The 13,406-nt window shown below is 45.5% G+C and carries 13 protein-coding genes; 5 read left to right on the forward strand and 8 right to left on the reverse strand.

Going from position 1 to position 13,406, the window contains the following annotated elements:
- The first annotated feature begins 29 nt into the window (after window positions 1–29).
- The 5 genes from EL361_RS08535 to EL361_RS08555 are packed head-to-tail and all read left to right on the forward strand — an operon-like array spanning window position 30 to window position 4,896.
- A complete protein-coding gene (locus EL361_RS08535) occupies window positions 30–1,994 on the forward strand; it encodes a DEAD/DEAH box helicase family protein (RefSeq protein ID WP_126378517.1) in 1,965 nt (654 codons plus the stop codon).
- A complete protein-coding gene (locus tag EL361_RS08540) occupies window positions 1,995–2,198 on the forward strand; it encodes a hypothetical protein (RefSeq protein ID WP_126378519.1) in 204 nt (67 codons plus the stop codon).
- Entirely contained in the window at window positions 2,188–4,152 is a 1,965-nt protein-coding gene (locus tag EL361_RS08545) for an AAA family ATPase (protein ID WP_126378521.1), read from the forward strand. Before EL361_RS08540 ends, EL361_RS08545 begins: the two co-directional genes overlap by 11 nt.
- A gap of 3 nt (window positions 4,153–4,155) precedes the next feature.
- Window positions 4,156–4,623 carry a hypothetical protein gene (locus EL361_RS08550; protein WP_126378523.1) on the forward strand — a complete coding sequence of 156 codons (468 nt, stop codon included), beginning with the start codon at window positions 4,156–4,158 and terminating at the stop codon, window positions 4,621–4,623.
- A 21-nt stretch (window positions 4,624–4,644) separates the two neighbouring features.
- Window positions 4,645–4,896: a hypothetical protein gene (locus EL361_RS08555; protein WP_126378525.1), complete on the forward strand. Its 252-nt coding sequence runs from the start codon at window positions 4,645–4,647 to the stop codon at window positions 4,894–4,896.
- A gap of 13 nt (window positions 4,897–4,909) precedes the next feature.
- Here EL361_RS08555 and dndE read toward each other — a convergent pair whose 3' ends face one another.
- From dndE to EL361_RS08595, 8 genes are all read right to left on the reverse strand, one after another.
- Window positions 4,910–5,263 carry a DNA sulfur modification protein DndE gene (gene dndE, locus EL361_RS08560; RefSeq protein ID WP_126378527.1) on the reverse strand — a complete coding sequence of 118 codons (354 nt, stop codon included), beginning with the start codon at window positions 5,261–5,263 and terminating at the stop codon, window positions 4,910–4,912.
- A gap of 3 nt (window positions 5,264–5,266) precedes the next feature.
- Window positions 5,267–7,267 (reverse strand): DNA sulfur modification protein DndD, encoded by a 2,001-nt coding sequence (gene dndD, locus EL361_RS08565; protein WP_126378529.1) that lies wholly within the window; start codon window positions 7,265–7,267, stop codon window positions 5,267–5,269.
- Window positions 7,242–8,744 (reverse strand): DNA phosphorothioation system sulfurtransferase DndC, encoded by a 1,503-nt coding sequence (dndC, locus tag EL361_RS08570; protein ID WP_126378531.1) that lies wholly within the window; start codon window positions 8,742–8,744, stop codon window positions 7,242–7,244. The genes dndD and dndC overlap by 26 nt, the downstream gene beginning before the upstream one ends.
- The gene (dndB, locus tag EL361_RS08575) at window positions 8,725–9,831 is read right to left on the reverse strand and encodes a DNA sulfur modification protein DndB (RefSeq protein ID WP_126378533.1); all 1,107 of its coding nucleotides are present in this window, start codon (window positions 9,829–9,831) and stop codon (window positions 8,725–8,727) included. Before dndB ends, dndC begins: the two co-directional genes overlap by 20 nt.
- Before the next feature lie 93 nt (window positions 9,832–9,924).
- On the reverse strand, window positions 9,925–10,920 hold the full coding sequence (locus EL361_RS08580; protein WP_126378535.1) for a contractile injection system protein, VgrG/Pvc8 family: 996 nt from the start codon (window positions 10,918–10,920) through the stop codon (window positions 9,925–9,927).
- 3 nt (window positions 10,921–10,923) lie between these two features.
- A complete protein-coding gene (locus EL361_RS08585) occupies window positions 10,924–11,130 on the reverse strand; it encodes a tail protein X (protein ID WP_126378537.1) in 207 nt (68 codons plus the stop codon).
- Window positions 11,131–11,520 carry a phage tail protein gene (locus tag EL361_RS08590; protein ID WP_126378539.1) on the reverse strand — a complete coding sequence of 130 codons (390 nt, stop codon included), beginning with the start codon at window positions 11,518–11,520 and terminating at the stop codon, window positions 11,131–11,133.
- 3 nt (window positions 11,521–11,523) lie between these two features.
- Window positions 11,524–13,383, reverse strand: coding sequence for a phage tail tape measure protein (locus EL361_RS08595; protein ID WP_126378541.1), 1,860 nt, complete (start codon window positions 13,381–13,383; stop codon window positions 11,524–11,526).
- Between the last annotated feature and the right edge of the window lie 23 nt (window positions 13,384–13,406).

The following is a 13,406-nucleotide window of genomic DNA, read 5'->3' on the forward strand; positions in this document are numbered from 1 at the left end:
TAATCAAATGATATAAAAAAAATATAATAATGACAGAAAACTTACGAGAGACAATCAAAAGCCACTACAGAACTGGTATTTCAGATTTAGGAAAAGATTTTTTCTCGCCCTGCCTTAGCTTATGCACAGAGTATTTTCGCTCCACAGGATTCTTTTCAAGCAGTGCTCTCATTACATGGGCTGAAGCACTGCCAAGAATCACCGAATCAGACGATATAAAAATTCAGCTACTTATATCTCCATGCTTAAGCGAAGACGATAAATCTGCTTTAAAAAAAATCATCGATCCTATTGATAAAGAGAAATATTATCAGATACTAGTTGACCAAATATTAGTTGATGTCATCGAGTTCACTAAGAACCCATCAGCACCTGAAAACAAGGTCCGTAGAATTAAAATATTAATATGGTTAATCGCCAATAATAAACTGGAAATACGATTCGCAAAACCATCAGGGCAAGAAACAGATGGAATGTTCCATGAAAAAATTGGAATTTTCAAATATCCATCTGGAGATTCTATTGCTTTCACCGGGTCAGCGAATGAAACACTTTCAGGACATAAAAGAAACTATGAATCAATTGATGTCTATCGAAGTTGGATAGCATCAGAAACAGAACGAGTTGAAATCAAACTTGAGCAGTTCATAGAAGCCTGGCGAGGAAATGCGCCTGGCCTTGAAGTTCTGACGCTTTCAAAAAAGGTGATGAAACTTATCAAATCATACTCGCCTCAAAGTATGCCAATTGACGAAGAAACACCGCCTTTGACAGGGGCAACCCCAGAACAACCTGACAACAAATGGCGCCACCAAGATGAGGCTGTAAGTAAATTTCTTCTTGCAAAACAAGGCATCCTGGAAATGGCGACCGGAACAGGCAAAACGCGAACTGCAATCAAAATTATAACGCAATTAATAAAAGAAAAAAAAATCAACAGCGTAATTATTACCACAGATGGAGTTGATCTTCTTGATCAATGGCGAAAAGAAATTGATTCATGGAATCTAAAAAACTCTTTCAACTACACCGTGCTCAGGCAATACGAAAAAAATCATGAGATGAACTTCTTTTCATCAAATCCAGAAAATAGCGCCATTATAATATCTCGAGGAGCACTCAAAGATTTATTTAAACAACTCCCCATCAACAAAAGAAATTCAATAGCAATAATACATGACGAAGTTCATGGCCTCGGCTCACCTAGCCATTGCAAAAATTTAGCAGGCGAGCATCACCAATTCGGCTACCGACTTGGGCTTAGCGCAACACCTGAAAGAGAATATGATGAAGAAGGGAACAAATTCTTATCTGATGAAATTGGGGAGACAATCTACACTTTTAAAATTGAAGATGCGATCCAAAGAGGAATCCTCTGTGAATTTGATTATGTCGCTTTAGAATATGAACTAACTCAGAATGATAAAAAGCGCCTACAAAAAGTACACTCAAGAGAAGCGGCAAGGCGAAAGTCAGGCAACCCAATGACCAGACAAGAAGTATGGATAGAGCTATCAAAAGTATACAAGACAGCAGAACAAAAGCCAGCAGTATTCCAAAATCATATTAGAGACAAAAATGAACTACTTAAATCTACAATAGTATTCGTCGAAACAAAAGAATATGGGAACAAAATACTTCCAATAATACATACAGAAACATCAAAGTACAGAACATACTATGGAGATGACGACAGGTCACACCTCATTGAATTCTCAAACGGAAGGATAGACTGCTTGATTACTTGCCACAGAATCTCCCAAGGAATTGACATTAAAAATCTGAAAAATGTGATTCTATTTTCTGCTGCAAGGGCAAAACTTGAGACCATTCAACGCATCGGAAGATGTTTGCGTACTGACCCAAACAATAGTTCTAAACGAGCAACAATCATAGACTTCGTACAAGGCATTAATGAAGAGAAAGCGCATAATACAGATAAGGAAAGATACGAATGGCTAAGCGCTCTCTCAAAAACCAAGAGGACAGAATAAATGTCTATAGACACTGAACTTGAAAAGGCCGTTATTGAAGCCACACACGACCTGGGGCAAAGCCCTTTAACTGCGAACAAAATCATCGCCTGGCTCAATGAAATGAGCAACGGGAACATAACACCTGAAGACACAAATACATTCTTAAGCACCACATTAGACAGCATCCAAACTGATACGTACGAGGCGGAAGATGAAAATTGAAATTGGAGGATGGAAATCTAAAAATTTAAGATGTCCCGACATTGAAGTTAGCCTCAATCACAATGGAATACTTGCACCCATCTCCTTAATTCAAATGCCAAATGGCACGGGAAAAACAACTACTTTAAATTTACTTAGAGCTTCAATGAGTGGAGAAGCACAGTCTTGGGACAAGAACACCATCTTAAGATATAAAAGACGCGATTCAGACTTTTCTACTGGATTTTTTGAAACAACACTTCTTATTGACGATCGTCCCCTCACCTTCGAGCTCACACTAGACTTTCAAAACGAAACAGCAACATACACAACCACCTCACCAGGGAGTGGAGGAATCACCAAAGGATGGAACCCCCCAACCCAGGCACACCGTTTTTTGACTGAAAAATTTGTTAGGCTATTCGTATTTGATGGTGAATTTGCAGACAGCCTCCTAGATGCCCGGCAATCTGAAGCAGAGAATGCAATTGATGCATTATGCCAACTCTACTTACTAAATGAAATTGAAAATGAAGCTGAATCAATTTGGAAAAAAGCAACCCAAAACAGCTCATCTAAAACAACCAAAGGCCTCAATAAATGGAGAAACAAAGCATCGAAAATTCACGATCGAATTGAATCAATCGAGAAAAAGCTCAAGAAGCACAATGACAGTATTTCAGAAAACAACGCCAGGCTTATAATTATAAAAACAGAGATGAGTAAACACACAAACAATGAAGAGCAAAATAGAATTCTATATTTTGAAAAACTTGAGCTACAAGAAGCAGCAGAAAACAAATCTAAAGAGATTGCTCTCGAATTACTATCTCTTATTAGAACCCCCCATGTTTTAACGAAAAAGTTCACTAACAACCTTACAAGCTTGAAACATCAGCTTGACACATTAAAGCTACCATCCAGCACTTCGAAACAATTTTTCATTGAGCTACTCGAAGAAGATGAGTGCATATGTGGACGGCCAATGGATGGAAAAGCAAGGTCAGTAGTAAAGAAAAAAGCTGAGCAATACCTTGCAGAAGAAACTTCTGGCTTCCTCAATGGACTCAAACAAGACATAGATCAATTTCTTCAACCAGAAGGATCTTCGCATAACGACTTCAAAACAAAGCTAGACGAGCTAAGACTATCAATTATCCACAAGAAAAGAGTAGAAAGCGAAACTAGAGCAGCCCATGATGCATTTATCGACAGCGGCGGAGAGGAATTAAAAATTCTCGAAGAAGAACGCAAAGATTTGGAAACTAAAAACGAAAAGACAAAAAAAATTATTGATGAATTTCAAAGAGAGCCTGCAGAGACAGACGATGCAAAAACAAACTGCCTCAAGTCACTAGAAAGACAATACAAAGAAGCAAGAAAAAAGGTTGCAGAGATATCTGACACCCTTGATCTACAGTCGCGAACAGAGACATTGAAAAAAATTGCAAGACAGGCCTTAGAAAAATCAAGGCGTTACATAAGAGAAGAACTAACAAACGAATGCAACTCTAAACTTGATGTAATTTTAAGCCGAAGCCCACTTAAGATTGAGTCAATTGGAGAATCACTGAAACTAAAAAATCAAGATGGCGCCAGCGTGGGACAAACATTATCCGTTGGCTATACATTCCTAACAAATTTGCTTCATCGAGGAAAACACCAATTTCCGCTCATTGTGGATAGCCCTGCAAACCCAATCTCTTTCGAGGTACGCCAAGAAATCGGAAAAATTATTCCAAAATTATGCAAACAATTTGTGGCATTTACCATTTCCCCAGAAAGAGCAGGCTTCGTAACAGCTCTAGAGAAGAATTGCGAGCACGGCATTCATTATATGACCATCTTCGGAAAAAGCGAAGGCACACAAGAACTACTGCATGATATCGACAAATATGAGCATGCTCAAAATGACACATGCGCGCTAGTATATGGAAAGCAATACTTTATGCAATTTGATAGAGACCTGGAGTAAAATATGCCCTTCTACCTAAGAAATGACACAGACAACTGGTTCAAAAATATCAAAGACCAAAAACCATACTTTGAAACTAAATTCGATATTTATTATCTGTGCCTCATGCTTGGCATTGCTTCTGGAAAAAAAAGCAAAGTTCATGGCAAATCAGAAACCACTGAATTCCAGAAGAATTTTGTAAAAACATATATACCAGTTCAAAAGCTTATAATTGGGCTGATGATAAGTTCAGAGCTAAAGCGGTATGGCATATCACCAACAGAAAAAACTTTGGTACAAGAACATTTAGCAAGTATAATAGATCCAGATGTATCTACAAAACTCACGGACAAAGGGCTTAACACTTTAAATGAATATGCAAGTGGCGGATATGAAATTTTAGCTGAAAATTTCACAAGCAAGCCATACGATGTAGAAGAATTCTTAACTAGCTACTGCGGCCTATTAGATAAAATATCAGATCAATAATTGTCGACCGCAGGAGAAGCAATGCACTCAAGAAAAGGAAAACAATACAAGGATGGAGAGCTTGAAACCATCCTTAGCCTTGCACCTACAACCAAAAACATTCAAACCCTAAGCCTACTACTTGAAAGATCAGAAGAAGCCATCAAAATCGTGTATAAGATTGCATTCGAACATGGCCCCTTTGGGAGGGAGGCAACAATTCAAGAAAAAAAGATACTTGCCGCAAAAGAAAAAGTTGGGATCTGCATAGGCAGAAAAAGCCCTAGACCATAACGCTTCGTACGAACTAAACCATATCAGACAGTGATTTGACCTTTTGGAAAACGCTAACAACCCCACGGTTCATATGCGAAACAAACAAATCGTCAAGTTCTTCCATAGGGGCTGAATTCATATCCATCCAGACCTTCAACAATGAAACAGCAATGGACTCGTAATCTCCCAGCAATGTATGGCGATTAATCTCTCGACCTTTCTCCTGAATTTCCACATGCAAAGGATAATTACTTCGTTCCAAAGACATACAAAATCCTATTCTACAGAGAATATTAGGAGTTATACCAGTCCGGGACTTCAAAGCACGGAGCTTATTGTCCGCATCTTTTGAAAATGGAATTTTTTGTAACTTCAGACTATTCATCACTCATCCTCGCCAAAAATATTCGTTAGAGACAATTGTCTGATTACTATCTGAGTCATATTTCAAATGATAACAATGTGAAATACTCGGACTAAGCTCATTATACCAATCCTGATCAACTTCAGTATCGGTAGATAGAATTATCACTTGCTCAGAAGCTTTAGGAAAATAATTTTGAATCAGCTTCCTACGATGATCGCTATCGAGCCGCCCGAGGGGAGTATCAATAATCACAGGCAACGCCCTGCCTGAAGCCTTTGTAAGTGCCCAGAGCATTGCAACTGCGTACATTTGCTTTTCACCAGAACTGAGCTCTTCCTTAGGCAAAGAATTTCCATAACGATCTAAAAGCGTCACCCCAAACGTCTCAGGATCAATATCAATCTCTCGAATCAAATCTCCCTTGCGGCTTAACGAATTAAAGCATGAAGCGACGGTAGTCTTTAATTCCTCAATTTTCGCCCTGGTTAGCTTATCAATATATTCATCTAGGCCATTCTGAATACGCGCCACCATCTCAACTCGTTCACCGGCAGCTAACTCATCTTGTTCGCGTTTTACCAAACGTTCATACAATCGATTTGTTTCAGAAATTTTATTCTTAATAATTCGCTTTTGATCCTCGAGAACATGATATTCGCGCTCTTTCATCCCTAGGCGCTGGTTCAACCCAGCCAACTCTTCCATAATTGGGTTGAGCACTGAGTCACTCGGGGATTTGGCAATCTCTCGGTCAACTTTTTGCAATTCCCGAACTACCTCTTCCAAACGTTGAGCAAGCCGTTGCATTCTCGGCCTCGAATCTTTCTCGGCAGCACTTAACCAGGATAATACATGTTGAGACTCTGACTCAGAAAGCCCCAAGAACTCCTGGGACTCAACACCTGAATGAATCGCATTTAATCGCCCTTCAATAACGCTCGAAACTATCGCTGGGACCTGAACACCTTCACCACCAAACCCTTCCAGGGATCTCAGCAACTCTAACTCAATATTTTTCAGTTCATCCCCAACAATCCTTAGTCGCCTTTGGTCAACTTCGTTCTCAATTTGCACTACGAGTTTTTTTGCGACTGTTGGGCAAAATGAAAAAGGAAATACCTCTTCGCATTCTTCACGAATAGCTTTCTGTATTTCTTCTATAGAAGTAGCCAACTCTGATTTTCGTACTATTAACGATTCTCGCTGCCGAGCAAAAACGTGACCTTCGCTATGGAGCTGACTTTCTTTCCTCCGAACAGCTCCTTCGATCATGTCTATATCCTTACGAACCTCACCAAGCTTTTCGATAATATTGGAAAGACCTTCCTCAAAACTAAAACGCTCACTCTCAAGAGTAGCCAGTTGCGCGACGCAGCTTTGGCTAGCGACCTTTTTAACTTCGCGGGACCTATAAATTCCAAGGTCAGACTTTAATCTCTCAACAATATCCAAACCAAGAAGACTTCGAATAGATTCTGCAAGAGCTTTATTACCCACGCCATCTTGGGCAATATCTTGAATTTTCTTTTCACCATCAAAAAAGAACAACGTGGACAGCCGTTCAGGGATAATATCCTCGACAAAACCTTGCCAAAAATCAGCAGTAACACCCTCCAACTTCTCCCCATTTTTCTCAATCCGCAGATGCTCTAAAATGCCTTTTCCATTTCCAATCGCCCAAGATCGCTCTACAAAATAAGTGTCTGTCAACCCCATTGAGACATAATCAAACTCCAAAGCAACTGACGCGTTTGAAGAACCAACGACATCGCTAGGCGAACGATGAATTCTGCTTCGCAAAAAATCTAAATACTCCTGCTTACTCACCCTATTACCTAAAGAGTTTTTTCCGTATAACGCCAAGCGAAGCGAATCGAATAGAGTCGTTTTTCCTGCACCGTTTTTTCCTCCGAACAAAACAACAGGCCGAATTTTATTATACTTCATCCTCGGAGTCAGATCGAAAATCTTTTTCCCTTTATATAAGCCATAATTATTAAGAATTATTTTTTTCAGCAGCATGTACGAGATCCCCTATGCCGGTTTGTTGCTCAGAATTTTGCCTTGCGATTTCAGCGAATACCTCATCTCGAGTTCGCCAGTCTTTCTTCAAAATCGAATGAACATTATCAAAGATTTTCGATCTTCGGCTCATGCCATTGTATCTTTGTTCCATGGCAAAAAGGTCAGTTAAAAGGCCAACTGGCAATTCATGCTTCTCACACACATCACGCAGAATATTGTGCTCCGTCACTCCCATTCCTGACCAATCATCTCTTGGTGCATCGAGATCAACGCCCACTTCATCCTTATAAATCTGCTTGAAGGAATCACCCCAATCTCCTTCCTCGCAACGCCACAGCTGGCGGATGGCCAAAAGCTCGTCTCGGCGTATAAGCTCCAACTCAAGATCGCCTTTAAGCAGTCGAGCCTGAGTTTGGGCCTGCAATAATTTCCGTAAAATTATTTTTCGAAATTGGAATGTATATGGTCCCCAAATAATGGATTTTTTACCGTCAGCATCCGTCCATGTCTGAACATTCCCAGTACGCCGCCTAAACTCACGTATATCCCCTTTCTTCTCCGGGTCTTGTGTAGTGGTCAGCCAATCTCGGAACTTCAGCAGGGGCATCATCCATGCATTGCCCTCTTTCAAAACAGTAGCTTCCATCGAAATATCATTTTGGACGACGGTGCATGTCCAACAGCCAAATCTACTATTCCCAAATGTTTTTTCGGCAAGTTCGTCTTCTCCATCATCATCAGCCTTTTGAGCATTACGATAAAGAATCTTAAGCTCGCTATGATCACCACCCCAAGGAGCATCGTGCTTATCTAAGAATTCCCAGACTTCTTCTGTCGTCCAATCTTCAATTGGAGAAAAAACAGATGCACTTGGCAAATCTTTATGTTGTGAAACATATTTTGATATAATTTTTCGACCAATTTTCTTACCATCTTCTGTCGTTCTTTCTGCTTGCATGCTGCTTGCACGAGCTGAACTTTCATCTCTCCTTACACCAAGAGCTATTACGACGTCCCCATGTACTGCAATCTTATCTTTGATAAACCTGCTTGTCGGTTTAATTTTCATTCGATCTGTACACCAACGAAAATTGCGATATGGCGCAGGATACCCACGTCCAATCAGGTTAACCCAAAATGTTTCATCTACATCAGGGGTCACCGTATAAGCTTCGATAGGGATTTCAGATAAAGCAGCAGAACGGTTCAAATGATCAATCTTACTATGCAGATATTTCTCTATTAACGGCATCTCAACATATGTATCAGAAGATATGCAATATATTTTCTTTTTCAATTTAGATAAAGACAGCTGAGACAGTGCCATCCATATCAAATGCAACACTGTAGTCGAGTCTTTACCCCCACTAAAACCGATAATCCAAGGCCTATCATCAGCAGTATATAAATCTTGTATTGTGGCACATATCAAATCTATTTTATCACGAGTAATATTACTTTCTTCCGGCAGCATACTTTTCCTCAAGCTCAAGTTCTATGGAGTTAAGCGGAAGTCCTAAACTTTTTTTCAATACATTCGCAGTTAGCATGACGTTATTATTTGCCTTACTAAGCCTACCACCGATCATTGCTCGACCTTCCCAGAGGGCAAGATTACTCCTGGACCAATCAACTTTTTCCAACCTAGGGAGACGCTCCTTCCAGGTATCCGGACAGCGAACAATGAGATCAGAACCTGCAATAGCAAGTGCCTGCAAGGCAATCCCATGTGCATGAATATACTCAGTTCTAAGCTCTGAAGGACTCACTTTGCGCTGAACGGCAAGGAGCCAATCTGGAACACATCTGGAGACTTCACGCCAAAAATCCTGAGCTAGCTTCTCTTCGGCTCGTGTAATTTTTTCATCTTTTCTTTTTTGTAGCAGTCGCTTCGTTGCCTGGTAGATACTACTCAAAGTGAATAGCTTTCGAGAGCGATTGGAAATCGTGGTCTTCGCCTTTTCGGTCATCCCGATAAATACAGGGACATTCGCAACTAGCTTAGTTACCAAACGAGCCATAGGGTCCCGGTGATCATACAAAATGCCCAAAGAACGAGTAGTCCTCACCGCATATCTATTCAAATCAGCAAACATCTGCTGACTTCGTTCCAACCCTGCGTCAACAAAAAACACAACGGATATGGTTTCTTCCCCCAGCTCAGGACAAATTTGCAGAGCTTCTTCAATAGCGGCTCGACGATGCTGACCATCGTTGATCAAAAACCTAGCCTCCATGGGTATGGTCAGCACTCCTTGTTTTCTTCCTACAACATCATCGCCAAACGGTTCAAAACTCACCTCTCCGTCAATTGAAACCGTAAGAGATGAAAAGGCATAACTTTCAATATTTTTCACAATATATTGGGCAATCGCAGGGATTCTCTGCCTGTTGATGCTACGCTGCGCCCTTAATTCAGGAGGCAAGTCTTCCTCGACAAACTTGAACAGCCGAGGAACAAGCTTAAGAGGGCACATTGTGATATAATATTCTCTTTTTGCCTGAATTCCACGAATAGCAGGGAATGAATAGACAAATTCAGAAGCGGATGTGTTTTTCATGCAGAAAAACTCTATCAATTAACGTTGGAAGTCAACTCTAAAACTTCCTTATACATAATATTCAATAATTTCAGCTAAATGAATCTGCCAACATCATATTACCTCTCCATCCACAGACACCGTCAGTCCCCCACTCCCCAGGTTGTGAACCACCCGCGTCACGCTCAATTCCCCGGCGATGCCCTCGCGGAAGCCACCACCAAGGACAAGGCGGCTCTCCGCCATAATCCCGGGGCGACCGGGTAGGCTCAAGGAGATGTTCGCCTTGCCACGTTGGAAGGCCCCAAGCTTCGCCCGGGCAGCCTGCTGAGCAGCGGCCTTGGTTGGGAATACATGGCGAAGCCGAAACATGGGTTCGCCCTCACCTGCGCACTCTTCCACATCCTTCGCTGCGTCCACATCGCGCCAGGTGGCCACGACGGTATTGTAGTTCTGACGGCCCGAGATGGTCACGCTGCAGCTGGTGACGTCCTCAGACGTGAGCGTGATCCGCTCCAGCTCCTTACCCGAGGCGGTCTGGCCAAGCCCCTTTTTCACAAAGATCAGGCTACCACCATTGGCCTTGGCCACGGCGTCCAGGTCCATGGCCAGGCGCGTCAGCAGGTGCATGTTTGATTCATTGATCTGGTCCACGTGCGGTAGCGTGATCTGCCCGATCTCCGGACCAACCGCAGGCGTCAGGCCATGCTCGGAGGCAATCGCTTCCACCAATTCTCGCACGGTGCGCGGCGTCCAGGACCGCGTTTGCTGCGTTTGCAACTCTCGGTAAGCCGTGCTCTTCTCAAAGGGCGCACCCGCCGCCTTGATGGTCATGCGTGCCGGCGACAGGATCAGCCCGATCTCATCTACCACATACAGCCCCATGAACCGGACCGAAGGCTCATAGCCAAGCCAGACGCGCAGCTCCGCCCCCTGGGACGGAAGCCTGATGTGCGGCGGAGAGTCGTCCAGGACCAGCGACAGACTGTCGGACTGCATCCCGGCCTCATCAGTGATGGATAGCGAAATAAACCGCTTGCGAATGGACGCGGTGATGTCGTCGCCATTGGCCACAATGCGGAACGCGGGCTTGTGCAGTTTCGCTTCCATCACCTAATCCCAAAGGCTTGTGCCCTTCTCCGGCTCCGGATCGGGCAAATCAGGCAGATTGATGATCACACCCGCCTCCAGCACCGGCCCCAAGTCCGCCAGCCCTTGGTTGGCTTTCAATACGGCCTCGACCGTGCCATCCGTGCGGCCATAGTGCCTGTGGCAGATGTCGTCGATCATGTCGCCGTCCTTGCTGCGATAGCGGAGCATTTAGGCCTCTCCAAAGTAACGAAGCTTAAGGGAAAATTCGATCTTGCGCGGTACGCCATCGGCAAAAAATACGCGCTGCGTCTCAGTGGCGTTTAGGATTACCCACTTGCCGTGGATCCTCCCCAGGCCATCCACCAACAAGAGCGGCTCGCCCAAAGCGGCCTCCGTGCGCATCTTCTCCACCTGGTCAGCCGCACCAGCCAAATGTGGATAAATCGCGCCAGACAGAGAAAGAGAGTCCTCGCCCGGTCCCAGATACTGCAAAGCAGCATGCTGACCGTGGCGCTCCTGAGCCGTCCAACGATACGCGGCGCTATGCTGCAGCTCCTGATAGGCGGCGGTGTTCAAAGAGAAGGCGTACCGCCCGAGCTTCATCATGATTTTTGGCATTGGCTAGTCATACAGAGCACCACGCCGGGCATCGTGCGTGCGCTCATCGAGTTTGCGCATGACCGCATCGGCAATCTCATCGGCAGATTGCCCGGGCGCGGCATACACGTGGATGCCCTCGACGCGCTGCGTAATCTGCGCACCGCCGGACATGGAAGGGAGATCAGGGATGGAAGGTGCGCCCGCCATGGCCGGGACGGAAACCCCACTGCCACCGGCAGCACCCCCAGGGCCGGGAGCCTTGGCTGCATCATCACCCCCAAAGAAATCGAAGTAGCGTCCCACCGCCCCAAGGAAGCCCCCCTCTGCGAACGACTTCTTCAGATCGTCCCAGATGGTGATCAGCCGGACCACTGCCAGCGTAATGCCGGTCAGGACCAAGCCTATAGGATTGGAGGCAAAGGCGATGCCCACGGCCTTGATGCCCGCCACAAACCCGGGCAACGCCATGGCAATGATGGGCTGCAGGGCAGCCCCTGCCGCCCACAGTGATTGTCCAAACTGCACGACACTGAGCATGGTCTTTGCGCCCAGAGTCACGGCCACGGCAATGGCCAAGTTATCAAACCCGCCAAGCATGCCTGCGGCCCAGGAGACGACCGTGCCCACAGTCCTAAAGACGGAGGCCAGGCCACTGCCAAATGAAATTACAGCAGGCACCAGTTCCTTGACCGTGGTCCCGATCTCGGCAAAGGCCGTGCGGTTGTCACGCACCCAGTCCGCCAGTTTCGGCCCCCATTCCTCCACCACCGGAGCCAGCGCCCCGCCAATCAACCCGGCAACCTCCTGCGTGGTGGAGGAAATAACCGTGGAGAACTTGGCAAAGGCCACGTTGTACTTCTGTGCCCCGGCCCGCCCTTCGTCGGACAAGACATTGAGCTGCTTCTGCTGGGCAAGCAGCTCGTCCACCCCCTCCTTGCGGCTGCGGAGATAGCCAAAGAATTTGTTGGCCTCTCCACCCATCAGGATATCAGCGGCAGACACAGCGACCTGGTGATCGTCCAATTCCTTCACGGCCCCGGCCACCCGGCGGAACTGCTCCTCCGGGGAGAGGTTCTGCAACTCCTCAAAGGTCAAGCCAAGGATCTGCAAGCTCTCAGTAACCGCCGTGATCTCCTCAAGCCCTGCGGATTCGCCGATCTTGTTGTTCAACTCCTCCATCAGGTCACCGACGTTGTCGACCTCGAAGCCCATCTCCTTGGCCAGCCCACCCCAAGCCGACAAACCATCGGCGGAGACGTTCAGGGACTGCGCCATAGCGGTCTGCTCCGCCGTCATTTTATTCGTCACCGTCACCGCAGCACCCACCGCACCGACACTGGCACCCATAACGGCGGTGAAGCGCCCGGCGTGCCCGGCCATATTGCGAAAGCTGCCACCCACATCGGCACGCATCACCCCCTGGAAGGATTTCATGCGGCGTTCAGCTTTAGCGACTTCGCTCGACAGTCGATCAAACTCGCCCTCAAGGTCGCGGGTATTGACCCCGGCTTTCTTCAATTCATGATTCAGAATCGTGAGTTGGCCCTTCTGGCGGTTGTAGGCCTTTGCGGTTTTATCCGCCTTGCGCTTGGCCCGCTCAAATGCAGACTGCAGCTTTTTGGAAGGTTTGACGGTTTGAGCAAGCTCATCACCAAGGCGCTGGACTTCCTCACGCGATTCAACCATTTCGCGTTTGGCTCGCCCCAAAGCCTGCATGTCGAACCCAGCGAACTTATGCAGCTTGTCCTGCTTAGCCTTGATGTCCTGAAAGGCAGAGCTGACACCCGACAAATCACCCCGCACAGCTTTTGTTGCTGTGCTGAAGGAACTGCCCATGGCCGCCCCGAATTCGACAACTGCAGATAATCGCTGTTTGGTCACTTATTTGCTCCGAGGAAGGTGCG

The organism is Desulfovibrio ferrophilus (assembly GCF_003966735.1).
Classification (GTDB): domain Bacteria; phylum Desulfobacterota; class Desulfovibrionia; order Desulfovibrionales; family Desulfovibrionaceae; genus Desulfovibrio_Q; species Desulfovibrio_Q ferrophilus.

Coding starts and splice junctions, on each gene's coding strand:
- EL361_RS08535 (WP_126378517.1), top strand. CDS start 30: ATGACAGAAAACTTACGAGAGACAATCAAAAGCCACTACAGAACTGGT.
- EL361_RS08540 (WP_126378519.1), top strand. CDS start 1,995: ATGTCTATAGACACTGAACTTGAAAAGGCCGTTATTGAAGCCACACAC.
- EL361_RS08545 (WP_126378521.1), top strand. CDS start 2,188: ATGAAAATTGAAATTGGAGGATGGAAATCTAAAAATTTAAGATGTCCC.
- EL361_RS08550 (WP_126378523.1), top strand. CDS start 4,156: ATGCCCTTCTACCTAAGAAATGACACAGACAACTGGTTCAAAAATATC.
- EL361_RS08555 (WP_126378525.1), top strand. CDS start 4,645: ATGCACTCAAGAAAAGGAAAACAATACAAGGATGGAGAGCTTGAAACC.
- dndE (WP_126378527.1), bottom strand. CDS start 5,263: ATGAATAGTCTGAAGTTACAAAAAATTCCATTTTCAAAAGATGCGGAC.
- dndD (WP_126378529.1), bottom strand. CDS start 7,267: ATGCTGCTGAAAAAAATAATTCTTAATAATTATGGCTTATATAAAGGG.
- dndC (WP_126378531.1), bottom strand. CDS start 8,744: ATGCTGCCGGAAGAAAGTAATATTACTCGTGATAAAATAGATTTGATA.
- dndB (WP_126378533.1), bottom strand. CDS start 9,831: ATGAAAAACACATCCGCTTCTGAATTTGTCTATTCATTCCCTGCTATT.
- EL361_RS08580 (WP_126378535.1), bottom strand. CDS start 10,920: ATGGAAGCGAAACTGCACAAGCCCGCGTTCCGCATTGTGGCCAATGGC.
- EL361_RS08585 (WP_126378537.1), bottom strand. CDS start 11,130: ATGCTCCGCTATCGCAGCAAGGACGGCGACATGATCGACGACATCTGC.
- EL361_RS08590 (WP_126378539.1), bottom strand. CDS start 11,520: ATGCCAAAAATCATGATGAAGCTCGGGCGGTACGCCTTCTCTTTGAAC.